Consider the following 12,084-nt stretch of genomic DNA (forward strand, 5'->3'; position numbering starts at 1 on the left):
GCTGCGCGCAAGGGGAGGAGCAGGACAGGAGCACTGCATGAGCATCGAACTCGCCGTCATCGGCGGCACCGGCGTCTATGCGCTGGGCGAACTGGCCGACGTGGAAAGCCACCAGCCCGTCACGCCCTACGGCGCGCCGTCCGGCCCGGTGCGCATCGGCACCTTCGCGGGTCGGCGGGTGGCCTTCTTGGCCCGCCACGGCGAAGGCCATTCGCTGCCGCCGCACAAGATCAACTATCGCGCCAACCTGGCTGCGCTGAAAGCGCTGGGGGCCCCCCGCGTGCTGGCGCTGAACACCGTCGGTGGCATCACTGAGCGCTTCGGCCCGCGCGTGCTGGCCTGCCCGGACCAGCTGATCGACTACACCTGGGGCCGCATCTCCACCCTGTGCGAAGAGCCGGGCAGCGAGGTGCTGCACGTCGATTTCGGCGATCCCTATACGCCGGCGTTGCGCCGGCAGGTCATCGCCGCGGCGGAGCAGGCCGGCGTGGCGCTGGTCGATGCTGGTTGCTACGGCGCCACCCAGGGCCCGCGGCTGGAAACCCGCGCCGAGATCGCACGCATGCGCCGGGATGGCTGCGATCTGGTCGGCATGACCGGCATGCCCGAGGCCGGGCTTGCGCGCGAACTCGGGCTGGACTACGCCTGTCTGGCCATCGTCGCCAACTGGGCGGCGGGAGCAGGACCCGACGTGGAAGAGGTCATCACCCTTCAGGATGTGCTGGACAACGTCGAGATGGCGATGGCCGGCGTGCCCGGGCTGTTGCGACGCCTGCTGGCGGGTTGACCGTCAATCGGCGGGAAATCCGTTCTGGAGGATTGCGCGGGCATGGGGCTGTTGCATACTCGCGCCGTGCCGACGCACGGCACGACCGATCCAGTCCATCACCACGCGCATTCGCAAGAGGTCTTCGCAACCATGCAGTACGGCACCGTGAAGTGGTTCAACGACGCAAAGGGTTTCGGTTTCATCGCCCCGGAGGACGGCAGTGCCGACGTGTTCGTGCATTTTTCCGCCATCGACTCCAAGGGCTTCCGCAGCCTGCAGGAAGGCCAGCGGGTCAGTTATGAAGTGCAGCAGGGCGCGAAGGGCGCCCAGGCCGCCGGGGTCAAGCCCGCCTGAGGTCGATGCACGCCAGCAAATTCCCGACCCCGCCAAGTGCGGGGTTTTTTGTGTCGGAATGGAGGCAGGTTCCGCAAAAGAAAAAGGCCCGCCGGTGAGGGCGGGCCTTTCCGTACCGGCTGGAAGCCGGCAGGCGATTACTTCGCTTCGCCTTCGGCAGCCGGAGCGGCAGCGGCGTCGGCAGCCGGAGCAGCGGCGTCGGCCGGAGCAGCAGCAGCGTCGGCAGCCGGAGCAGCGGCGTCGGCCGGAGCAGCGGCGTCAGCAGCCGGGGCTTCGGCAGCCGGAGCGGCTTCGGCGGCAGCGGCGTCGGCCGGAGCAGCGGCTTCGTCAGCCGGAGCAGCGGCGTCGGCGGCCGGAGCCTCTTCCTTCTTGCAGGCCGACAGAGCGAGGACGCCAGCGGCGAGGAGCGCGAAAAGCTTGGTGTTCATGAAAATCTCCTGGGAGGGTTGACTGAAAATGCAGCGGTTTTGGGATCAGACAACGCCAGTGCGCTTAGCGATCCGGCAGGCGCCGGCGGGTCGTTCACTGACTCGAAACAGCCCCGGGGTTCCGGGACACGAAAAAGCCGCCGGTATGCCGACGGCTTTCCCGATTTTTGGGTAACGAATCGGGCGAGATGTTCTCCGCCTGGTCCGATTACTTCTTGGCTTCTTCAGCCGTGGTCGCAGCCTGCTCGGCGGCGTCGGCAGCAGCCTGGGCCTCGGCCGGGGCAGCAGCGGCGTCAGCCGGAGCGGCTTCCGCCGGAGCGGCGGCAGCGTCAGCCGGGGCTGCTTCGGCCGAAGCGTCGGCAGCCTGGGCGGCGGAGTCGGCGGCGGCCTGGGCGTCAGCGGCCGGGGTCTCGGCGCTGGCGGCGGCGTCGGCGGCCGGCTCGGACTTGCTGCACGCGGTCAGGGCCAGGCCCAGCGCCATCGCCAGCAGGATCTTGTTGATCGACATGATACGGTTTCCTCGTCGTGAATAATCTGGAGCAACGCAGACAATGCGTGCTCCACCATGATGACAAGCCGTAGCCGCGTGTCAAGCGGTTGGCTGTATTTTTTTCATTCCGGGGCCTGGAAGGCTTATGCCAGCTCGATCGCCATGGCGGTCGCTTCGCCGCCGCCGATGCACAGCGAGGCCACGCCGCGCTTGCCGCCGCGCGCCTGCAGGGCATGGATCAGGGTTACCAGCAGGCGTGCACCGCTGCAGCCGATCGGATGGCCCAGCGCCAGCGCGCCGCCGTTGACGTTGAGCTTCTCGTGCGCGATGCCGAGGTCGCTCATCGGCGCCATTGCCACACAGGCGAAGGCCTCGTTGACTTCGAACAGGTCCACGTCCGCCACGTTCCAGCCCGCCTTGGCCAGCACCGACTGCACGGCCGCCACCGGGGCGGTGGTGAACCACTCCGGCGCCTGCGAATGGGTGGCATGGGCGACGATCCGGGCCAGCGGCTTGGCCCCGGCGGCAGCCGCGGCCTCGGCCGACATCACCACCAGCGCTGCGGCGCCGTCGGAAATCTTGGAGGACGAGGCGGCGGTCAGCACGCCATCCTTGCCGAAGGCCGGACGCAGCTCGGGGATCTTGTTGAGATCGATCTTGCCGGGCTCCTCGTCCCTGTCGATCACCACCTCGCCCTTGCGGGTCTTGACGGTGACCGGGACGATCTCGGCGGCGAACGCGCCGGCGGCCTGCGCGGCCTGGGCACGGCGGGCGCTCTCGGCGGAGAACGCGTCGATGGCGGCGCGGTCATAGCCGTACTTGGCGCAGGCGGCATCGCCGAAGATGCCCATCGCCTTGCCATCGTAGGGGTTGGTGAGGCCGTCGTAGGCCATGTGGTCGAGGAACTCGGCGCTGCCGTAGCGCACGCCGGTGCGCGAACCGTTGAGCAGGTGCGGGGCGTTGGTCATCGACTCCATGCCGCCGGCGACGACCGCATTGGCCGAGCCCGCCTTGATGATGTCGTGGGCCAGCATCACCGCCTTCATGCCCGAACCGCAGACCTTGTTGACGGTGGTGGCGCCGGCGGCGTCGGGGATGCCTGCCGCGCGCATGGCCTGGCGCGCGGGCGCCTGGCCGAGGCCGGCCGGGAGCACGCAGCCCATGATGACCTCGTCCACCTGCCCGGTGGCCAGCCCGGACTGCGCGAGCGCGCCGGCGATGGCGGCGCTGCCCAGCGTCGGCGTGGGCGTGCCGGTGAACTGGCCGAGGAAGGAACCGATGGCGGTGCGCTTGGCACCGACGATGACGACGTCGCTCATGGAAAGCTCCGGTTGCGTGGGGCCGGACGGGCCGGCAAACCCCGATTATCGCTCGAAAACGCGCCCATGTTGCGGTGCCGCATTCAGCTGGTGCGCGCGCGTCCGGCGTTGCGCGAACGGCCGAGTGGGCTTACAAAGTCGCCATCCAGAAAACCGTGCCGGACGGCGCGGTTGCGTATCGAGTCGGGGAAGAAATGGACAGGAATCTTGCATCGCAGCGGCAGCTCCGGCTGGCCGGAACCTTGTTGCCTGCCGCCATCGCGCTGGCGTTGTCTGCCTGTGGCGGGGGTGGGGGTGGCAGCAACGTGCGGCCCACGCCGCCGCCGGTCACGCCTTCCGGTCCTGGCTTCACTCCGACCGTCGCCAACGATGCGTCGCTGGCGGTCAACCCGCCCTCGGTCCCGACGCTCGCCGGCCCGATTTCCCTTGCCAACAACAGCCTCAACCGCCACCTGCTGCTGACCAATGCGGCTGGGGCGCTGGGCGCCGGGCTCAAGGGGCAGGGCATCACCATCGGCCTGCTCGACTCCGGCGTTAACCGCAATCACCCAACCCTGGCCGGCCGCGTCACCCAGAATTTCATCAATATCTGCACGACCGCCGCCTGCGGGAACGATCTCAGCGTGGACGACAAGGTTGGCCACGGCACTACGGTGGCTTCGCTCGCGGCCGGCCGGCCGGCGGTCGGCAATTACCTCAACAGCGACGGCAGCAACAGCGGGCAGACCGATACCTGGGGAGGCGGTGTCGCCCAGAACGCCAACATCGTGTCCTCGCGCATCATCAGCGACGCGCCGCCGAAGGACGACGGCTCCGGTGCGGGCAACGAGATTCACGCGGGTGAAGGCCTGGGCGAGGATTTCGTCTATCTGCACAAGCAACTGGCCGACGCCGGCGCGAAGATCATCAACAACTCCTGGGGTGGGCTGTACTGGAGCGATCCGGCGCTGTCGCAGGAGCTCGCCACCGCCTACAAGGACTTCACCGTCAATCGCGGCGGCATTATCGTGTTCGCCAACGGCAATAGCGGTCGTGACGCGCGCTTCCGCCCCCAGCCTTCCGACAACGCGATGCTGCCGACGCTGGCCAACGACGCCGTCCTCGAAAAGGGCTGGCTCACGGTCGGTGCGCTGGACCCGGCCAATCCGACCCGGCTGACGGATTACTCGCAGGAATGCGGGCCGGCGATGAACTACTGCCTGGTGGCGCCAGGCAACGTGGTGTTCATCGATCCGGATGCGACCTCGCAGGCCACCAGCGGCCTGTATCAGGGCGGCGGCACCTCCTATGCGGCGCCGCAGGTATCGGGTGCGGCGGCGGTGGTGTGGGCGGCGTTCCCGTACTTCAGCAATGACCAGGTGCGGCAGGCGATCTTGGGCGGTGCCAAAGACCTGGGCGTGCCTGGCGTCGATACCGTGTTTGGCTGGGGCCTGCTGGACGTGACCAGGGCGGCGATGGGGCCGAGCAATTTCGCCTGGGGCGATTTCAGCGTGGCGTTCGCCGGCAATTCGGTATGGCGCAACGAGATCATCGGCAGCGGCGGGCTGGTCAAGGGCGGCAGCGGCACCCTGACCCTGACCGAGGCGGGGCGCTTCACCGGCGCAACCCAGGTCAACGCCGGCGGGCTGGACGTGCGCAAGGGGCTGCGGTCGAACCTGGCCATCGCCAGCGGCGCCACGGTGTGGGCCAGCGGCGCGTTCGCGGGCAACGTGACCAACAACGGCGCCTTCCTGAGCGGTGCCACCACGCCGGCGAGCATCGCCGGCAATTTCAGCCAGTCCGGCAGCGGCAATCTGGGCGTGTGGCTGGGCAGTGCGCTGAAGGTCACCGGGTCGGCCAGCGTCAACGGCACCATGTCCATCCTCGGGGTGAAGAGCGGTTACACCACCACGTCGAAGGAAACCCTGATCAACGCCACTGGCGGCGTCACCGGCACCTTCGTCTCGCTGCGCGCGGCTGCCAACGTGTTCCTTGACGCTGCACTGGCCTACGACCCCAATAACGTCTTCCTCAACATCAATCGCATCGACGTGACCAAGGCCGTGGCGGGAATGGGCCTGACCGGGGCCAGCCTGGCCTCGGCGGTGCGGGTGGAGTCGGCGATGCAGGCGATCGACCTGCAGTTGGGTGGGCGCGGTCCGGCCGGGATCGGTGCGGCGTTCATCGACGCTGCGGGCGCGCTGCAGCAGTCGGCCAGCGTGGCCAATGCGGATGCCTCGCTGCGCAGTCTGTCCGGCGAGCTGCATGCGGCCTCGGCGGCGATGACCTTCGATGCCATCGACGCCGGGCGCCGCGCGCTGGGCCAGCGCGTCGATGCGCTGGGGCAGGCGCCGTCGCGGGCCGGGGGCTGGGTGCGCGATCTCAGCGCGAGCGGCGAGCTGGCCCGGGCCGGCTTCGGCCAGTTGGGCATGGACGCGACCGGCAGCATGATCGGCAACGACTGGCGCCTCGGGCGCAGCGCGGTGGTAGGCGTGGCGATGAACCGGCTGGAGCAGTCCGGCTGGCTGGACGGCAGCGGCGATCGCAGCCGGGGCCACCAGCGCGAGGTGCAGTTGTACGCGGCCGGCTGGCGCGATGGCTGGCAGGCGCAGGCGCAGCTGGCCTCGGGCACCTTCAGTCGGCAGATGCAGCGCGAGCTGCTGCTGGGCGGGCTGCGCGATGCGGCCGCCACCCGACTGTCGGGCGATTACCTGGCGGCGTTCGGCGAGATCGGCCGGCGCTTCGATGCAGGCGCGCTGGCGCTGGTGCCGTACCTGGGCGCGCAGTTCGTGCGCGTGGCCAACGACGGCTTCGTCGAAAGCGGCGAAAGCGGTTTCGGACTGCGTGCCAACGCCTGGGACAGCCAGCGCTGGCAGGGCTTCGCCGGTCTTCGCGGCGAACGTGCCTGGCGCGTCGGCGGCGTGGACCTGCGCGCCGATGCCCGCGCCGAGTGGCAACGCACGCTGTCGTCCCATGGCCAGCTGTTCGACGCCAGCTTCACCGGCGTGGAGCAGTGGGCGCCGCTGCAGGGAATGGCACTGGGCGAACGCAGCCGGTTGTTCGGGCTCGGCCTGAACGCGGCTTTCGGCAGCAGGGCCACCTTCCGTTTCGATCTCAGTCGCCGCAACGGCGACTACGGTACCGACGGCATGGCATCGCTGTGGGGGTCGTACCGGTTCTGATCCGGCCCCGCCCCGCGCCCGTGCCAGGGCTCGGGGCGGGGAATGCGGCCGCAGGGTGCCGTGCTTGCGGGTCGACTGACGCGCGACGGAATTTCGGGCCTTGCCGGCGCATAGGCGCCGGGCGTGGGGCGGTATGCGGTGGTCAGGCCATCCTGGCGTCGATCGCGGCCGCCATTTCGCGGCGGCGGAACACGAAATCCCACAGGCTGCCGCCCATCTGCCGCCAGAGCACGGCGGAGCGCAGCGCGGCCAGCAGCAGCGCGCGGATCTCGGCCACCACGCCGGCCTGGCCGAGGTAATGCGGGTTGCCCTGCACCATCACGCGCGGGCGCAGGTTGCTGATGGTGTCGGCGTAGAGTCTTGCCAGTTCGGCGATGACGTCCGGATGCACGCTGCCTTGCGCCTTCGCCTCGCCGGCCAGCTGGCGCAGTCCTGCCTGCACCTTCAAGGTGATGCCGCCGCTGCGCACGAAGCGGCGCTCCAGTTGCAGCACGGCCAGCGCCAGCCTGCCCAGCGCCTCGTCCTTGTTGCCCTTGGAAAGGTAGTCGCGCAGCAGGCGCAGGCCGCCGCGCAGGTCGCCGGCGTCGCCGTAGACGGCCTCGGCGCTGCTGGCGTCGATGCGGAACACACTGTCCAGCGCGGCCTGCACCTGGCGGGTTTCCGATTGGCCGGTGTCGGCGATCCGCCGTACTTGCGCCAGTGCCTGTACCAGGCCGGCAAGGGCAAGCACGCGGTCGTCGATGGGGTTGCTCATGCGGGAGTCGTCTCGCTGGTATCCGGGGTTGGGAAGGGCGCGTCGGTGGAGGCGATCACCGCGCCGCCCAGGCAATGGTCGCCATCGTAGAGCACCACCGATTGACCGGGGGTGACCGCGCGCTGGGGGCGGTCGAAGCGCACGGCAACCGTGCCGTCGTCCAGGACTTCGACCTCGCAAGCCTCGTCCGGCTGCCGGTAGCGGGTCTGCGCGGTGCAGGCAAAGCGCGCCGCCGGAGGACTGCCGGCGATCCAGTGCGCGGCTTCGCTGCGCAATGCGTGCGACTGCAGCCACGGGCTGTCGTGGCCCTGGTCGACGTACAGGATGTTGCGCTCCACGTCCTTGGCGACCACGAACCACGGCGCCTGCGGGCGGCCGCGCACGCCGCCGATGTTCAGGCCTTCGCGCTGGCCCAGGGTGAAATAGAACACGCCGGGGTGGCTGCCGATGCGGCTGCCGTCGGGCGTACGCATCTCGCCTTCGCGCGCCGGCAGGTACTGCGCCAGGAAGCTGCGGAAATCGCGCTCGCCGATGAAGCAGATGCCGGTGGAATCCTTTTTCCCGGCCGTGCGCAGGCCGTGTTCCGCGGCGATCCGGCGGATCTCGCTCTTGTGCAGGCCACCCAGCGGGAAATGGGTGGCCGCCAGCTGGACCTGGCCCAGCTGGTGCAGGAAGTAGCTCTGGTCCTTGCTCCGGTCCACCGCGCGCAGCAGGCGGAAACCGTGTCCGTCGTGGTCGACGCGGGCGTAGTGGCCGGTGGCGATGGCATCCGCCCCCAGTTCCCGCGCCGCGTCGAGGAAATACTTGAACTTGATCTCGCGGTTGCACAGCACGTCCGGGTTGGGCGTGCGGCCGGCGGCGTATTCGTCGAGGAAATGGCGGAACACCCCGTCCCAGTACTCCTTCGAGAAGTCGCGGAAGCGGATCGGAATGCCGAGCGCCCCGCAGACCGCCACCGCGTCGCGGCGATCGTCCTCGGCGCGGCATTCCCCGGATCCGTCGTCGGCCCAGTTCTGCATGAACAGTCCGGTGACTTCATAGCCCGCATCGCGCAACAGCAGCGCGGCGACCGAAGAGTCGACGCCGCCGGATACGCCGACGACGATGCGGCGCCCGCCGTCGTTCATGGCAGCTGCCGCACCAGCGACAACGGGTGGCGGTTGCCGCCCAGGTAGTCGGCGACCGCGCGCCAGACCAGCGGACTGCGGTGGCGCGGGGCCTCGGCCTGCAGCTGCTGCGGCGACAGCCACAGCGCCCGCACGATGCCCTCGTCCAGGGGCGCGCCGGGGATCTCCTCCAGCGGTTCGGCAGCGAACGCGAAGCGCAGGTAATGCCGGCCGGTTTCCGGCGCCTTCCACTGATAGGTCCCGACCAGGTGGGTGATCCGCACGTGCCAGCCGGTTTCCTCGCGGGTTTCGCGCAGCGCGGCGTCCACCAGGCTTTCGTCGGGCTCCAGATGGCCGGCGGGCTGGTTGAGCACCAGGCGGCCACCCACTCGTTCCTCCACGCACAGCAGCTGGCCGTCACGCGCCACCAGGGTGGCCACGGTCACGTCCGGCTGCCAGAAACGGCCTTCGCGATAACTCATGTCAGAGCTCGTCCTTGGCGCCGGACAGTTCGATCTCCTTGTTGTCGGCGGTTTCCGCGGCGATGTCGATGGCGGCCTCCAGCTGGGTGGCGTCGACGCTGTCGGGCAGCTTGATCACGTAATAGAGCACGTCTCCGGCGATTTCCCACGCGCCGATCTTCAGGGTGCGGCTTTCGGCGAGCAGGTCCATCGCCTTGGCGGCGACGGCATCCGCGCCCACCTTGCCGGCGGGCGAGAATACCTCGCGCACCATCAGGCCCTGGATCGATTCGCTGGCGCCGGAGACGAACACCAGCTGGGTCCGGTGTTCGGCCTTGTAGGACACGACGACCTTGTAATCGCCGTCCCCATCGATCTCGTACCTGATGCCGCGCGCGTCCAGGCGCGCCTGGACCGACGCATCGCCGGCCGTGGAGGGGGGCGCGGCCAGAGCGAACAGAATGGCGGCGAGCAGGGGCAGGCGCATGGAGGCTCCGGTGCGTGGGTTGATGGGCGGTGCGACGTATAATTTGCCCATGCCGAACCAGCCCGACAAGCCGCAGCGCGATCACGACCACGGAACCGTGGTGGCGCCGGCGCGCCCGGAAGTGGCTCGCCCGCCGCAATACACCGTTCTGCTGCTCAACGACGACTACACGCCGATGGACTTCGTGGTCGACGTGCTGATGCGGTTTTTCTCGATGGGGCTGGAGCGCGCCACCCAGGTCATGCTGCACGTGCATACCCGTGGCCGCGGCGTATGCGGGGTGTTCACCCGCGAGATCGCAGAATCCAAGGTGGCGCAGGTCAACGAGTACGCCAGGCTGAACCAGCACCCGCTGCTGTGCACGATGGAGCGGGCCTGACCGGGATCGGCACTTGTCCCGGGGCCGAATGCGCCCTACATAGGAGCTGACGTACCCGAAGGCAGGTTTTCATGTTCAGCAAGGATCTCGAGCAAACCATCGGCCAGTGCTACAAGCGCACCCGCGAGGCGCGCTATGAGTTCATGACGGTCGAGCACCTGCTGCTGGCGCTGCTGGACAACCCCTCCGCCGAGGCGGTGCTGCGCGCGGTGGGCGCGGACCTGCCGCGGCTGCGCGAGGAACTGGACAACGCCATCGAGGTGTCGGTCAGCCGCTTCGCCGACGACGATGGCCGTGACACCCAGCCCACCCTAGGCTTCCAGCGCGTCCTGCAGCGCGCTGTTTACCACGTGCAGTCCTCCGGCAAGAAGGAGGTCACCGGCGCCAACGTGCTGGTGGCGATCTTCGGCGAAAAGGACTCGCACGCCGTGTATTTCCTCAACCAGCAGGACGTGCACCGGCTGGACGTGGTCAATTACCTGTCCCACGGTATCGCCCGCAACGAGGACGAGCCGGGCCAGTCCGCGCAGGACGGCGAGGGCAAGGCCGAGGCCGGCGAAGGCGAGGGCAAGGGCGATCCGCTGACCGAATTCGCCAGCAACCTCAACGAGGCCGCAGCGGCGGGCAGGATCGATCCGCTGGTCGGCCGTGCCGACGAGATCGAGCGCACCATCCAGGTGCTGTGCCGCCGGCGCAAGAACAACCCGCTGTACGTGGGCGAATCCGGCGTCGGCAAGACCGCGCTGGCGGAAGGTCTGGCCAAGCGGATCGTCGATGGCGAGGTGCCGGACGTGCTGGCGGACGCGGTGATCTATTCGCTCGACCTGGGCGCGCTGGTGGCCGGGACCAAGTACCGCGGCGATTTCGAGAAGCGCCTGAAAGGCGTGCTGGCGGCGCTGAAGAAGCAGCCGGGCGCGATCCTGTTCATCGACGAGATCCACACCATCATCGGCGCGGGCGCCTCCAGCGGCGGCACCATGGACGCCTCCAACCTGATCAAGCCGGTGCTGGCCAACGGCGAACTGCGCTGCATCGGTTCCACCACCTTCCAGGAATACCGCGGCGTGTTCGAGAAGGACCGCGCGCTGGCGCGGCGCTTCCAGAAGATCGATATCGTCGAGCCGACCGTGGGCGAGGCCGTCGAGATCCTCAAGGGGCTGAAGCCCAAGTACGAGGCCCACCACGACGTGGCCTACGCCGACGAGGCGATCCGCGCCGCGGTGGACCTGTCGGTCAAGCACATCGGCGACCGCCTGCTGCCGGACAAGGCGATCGACGTGATCGACGAAGCCGGCGCGCGCCAGCGGCTGCTGCCGGCCGACACGCGCAAGCAGCTGATCGACGTGGAGGAAATCGAGACCATTGTCGCCAAGATGGCGCGCATCCCGGCCAAGCAGGTGAGCGCGTCCGACAAGGACGTGCTGCAGCATCTGGAGCGCAACCTGAAGATGGTGATCTTCGGCCAGGATCCGGCCATCGAGACCCTGTCCAGCGCGATCAAGCTGGCGCGCTCAGGCCTGGGCAATCCCGACAAGCCGATCGGCAACTTCCTGTTCGCCGGCCCCACCGGCGTGGGCAAGACCGAGGTCACCCGCCAGCTGGCGATGCAGCTCGGCATCGAGCTGATCCGCTTCGACATGAGCGAATACATGGAGCCGCATTCGGTCAGCCGCCTGATCGGTGCGCCCCCGGGCTATGTCGGCTTCGACCAGGGCGGCCTTCTGACCGAGAAGATCGTCAAAACGCCGCACTGCGTGCTGCTGCTGGACGAGATCGAGAAGGCGCACCCGGACATCTTCAACATCCTGCTGCAGGTGATGGACCGCGGCACGCTGACCGATACCAACGGCCGCGAGGCCAATTTCCGCAACGTGATCCTGGTGATGACCACCAACGCCGGTGCCACCCAGGCGGCGCGGCGCAGCATCGGCTTCACCAAGCAGGACCACAGCCCGGACGCGATGGAGGCGATCCGCCGCGGCTTCACCCCCGAGTTCCGCAACCGGCTGGACGCGGTGGTGCAGTTCCAGGCGCTGGGCTTCGAGCACATCCTGCGGGTGGTGGACAAGTTCCTGATCGAGCTGGAAACGCTGCTGCACGAGAAGCAGGTGACCCTGACCGCCACCCCGGGCGCGCGCGAATGGCTGGGCCAGCAAGGCTTCGACCCGCTGATGGGCGCACGCCCGATGGCGCGGCTGATCCAGGACAAGATCAAGCGCCCGCTGGCCGACGAACTGCTGTTCGGCAAGCTGGTCGAGGGTGGTCGGGTGGCGCTGGACGCGGTGGATGGCGAGCTGGTGCTGGACGTGCAGGCCGAACCCGAAAAGCTGCTGCCGGCGATGCTGGCCTGACGCATCCCGGGCATGACATCAACGC

12 protein-coding genes are annotated in these 12,084 nt (G+C 68.8%); 5 read left to right on the forward strand and 7 right to left on the reverse strand.

The features are described 5' to 3' along the window. Positions 1 to 37: 37 nt before the first annotated feature. Positions 38 to 787 carry an S-methyl-5'-thioinosine phosphorylase gene (locus ICG51_RS13095; RefSeq protein ID WP_190280772.1) on the forward strand — a complete coding sequence of 250 codons (750 nt, stop codon included), beginning with the start codon at positions 38 to 40 and terminating at the stop codon, positions 785 to 787. A 132-nt stretch (positions 788 to 919) separates the two neighbouring features. Continuing rightward, complete coding sequence (locus tag ICG51_RS13100; RefSeq protein WP_190282490.1) at positions 920 to 1,123, forward strand: cold-shock protein; 204 nt, start codon at positions 920 to 922, stop codon at positions 1,121 to 1,123. A gap of 137 nt (positions 1,124 to 1,260) precedes the next feature. Here the strand turns inward: ICG51_RS13100 and ICG51_RS13105 are convergent, their stop codons facing one another. The 3 genes from ICG51_RS13105 to ICG51_RS13115 all read right to left on the reverse strand — a co-directional run bounded on the left by ICG51_RS13105 (position 1,261) and on the right by ICG51_RS13115 (position 3,360). Next, positions 1,261 to 1,551 (reverse strand): hypothetical protein, encoded by a 291-nt coding sequence (locus ICG51_RS13105; RefSeq protein ID WP_190280773.1) that lies wholly within the window; start codon positions 1,549 to 1,551, stop codon positions 1,261 to 1,263. Positions 1,552 to 1,759: 208 nt separating this feature from the next. After that, a complete protein-coding gene (locus tag ICG51_RS13110; protein WP_028838191.1) occupies positions 1,760 to 2,059 on the reverse strand; it encodes a hypothetical protein in 300 nt (99 codons plus the stop codon). A 125-nt stretch (positions 2,060 to 2,184) separates the two neighbouring features. Continuing rightward, positions 2,185 to 3,360 carry an acetyl-CoA C-acyltransferase gene (locus ICG51_RS13115; RefSeq protein ID WP_190280774.1) on the reverse strand — a complete coding sequence of 392 codons (1,176 nt, stop codon included), beginning with the start codon at positions 3,358 to 3,360 and terminating at the stop codon, positions 2,185 to 2,187. Positions 3,361 to 3,605: 245 nt separating this feature from the next. Between ICG51_RS13115 and ICG51_RS13120 the strand changes: the two genes are divergently transcribed. After that, on the forward strand, positions 3,606 to 6,521 hold the full coding sequence (locus tag ICG51_RS13120) for an autotransporter serine protease (protein WP_190280775.1): 2,916 nt from the start codon (positions 3,606 to 3,608) through the stop codon (positions 6,519 to 6,521). 142 nt (positions 6,522 to 6,663) lie between these two features. Here ICG51_RS13120 and hflD read toward each other — a convergent pair whose 3' ends face one another. Genes hflD through ICG51_RS13140 form a run of 4 tightly spaced genes read right to left on the reverse strand, consistent with a single transcriptional unit; the run spans position 6,664 to position 9,329 of the window. Beyond that, entirely contained in the window at positions 6,664 to 7,275 is a 612-nt protein-coding gene (hflD, locus tag ICG51_RS13125) for a high frequency lysogenization protein HflD (protein WP_190280776.1), read from the reverse strand. Next, positions 7,272 to 8,402, reverse strand: a complete 1,131-nt coding sequence (mnmA, locus tag ICG51_RS13130) for a tRNA 2-thiouridine(34) synthase MnmA (protein WP_190280777.1) — start codon at positions 8,400 to 8,402, stop codon at positions 7,272 to 7,274. Before mnmA ends, hflD begins: the two co-directional genes overlap by 4 nt. Continuing rightward, on the reverse strand, positions 8,399 to 8,863 hold the full coding sequence (locus ICG51_RS13135; RefSeq protein WP_190280778.1) for an NUDIX hydrolase: 465 nt from the start codon (positions 8,861 to 8,863) through the stop codon (positions 8,399 to 8,401). The genes mnmA and ICG51_RS13135 overlap by 4 nt, the downstream gene beginning before the upstream one ends. 1 nt (position 8,864) lies before the next feature. Further along, positions 8,865 to 9,329: a YbjN domain-containing protein gene (locus ICG51_RS13140; RefSeq protein ID WP_190280779.1), complete on the reverse strand. Its 465-nt coding sequence runs from the start codon at positions 9,327 to 9,329 to the stop codon at positions 8,865 to 8,867. A gap of 49 nt (positions 9,330 to 9,378) precedes the next feature. Here ICG51_RS13140 and clpS point away from each other — a divergent pair, with 49 nt between their 5' ends. Further along, a complete protein-coding gene (gene clpS, locus ICG51_RS13145) occupies positions 9,379 to 9,708 on the forward strand; it encodes an ATP-dependent Clp protease adapter ClpS (RefSeq protein WP_190280780.1) in 330 nt (109 codons plus the stop codon). A gap of 71 nt (positions 9,709 to 9,779) precedes the next feature. After that, positions 9,780 to 12,059, forward strand: coding sequence for an ATP-dependent Clp protease ATP-binding subunit ClpA (gene clpA, locus ICG51_RS13150; protein ID WP_190280781.1), 2,280 nt, complete (start codon positions 9,780 to 9,782; stop codon positions 12,057 to 12,059). Positions 12,060 to 12,084: the final 25 nt, after the last annotated feature.

It is taken from the genome of Thermomonas sp. XSG, assembly GCF_014678725.1.
In the GTDB taxonomy this organism is placed as follows: Bacteria; Pseudomonadota; Gammaproteobacteria; order Xanthomonadales; family Xanthomonadaceae; genus Thermomonas.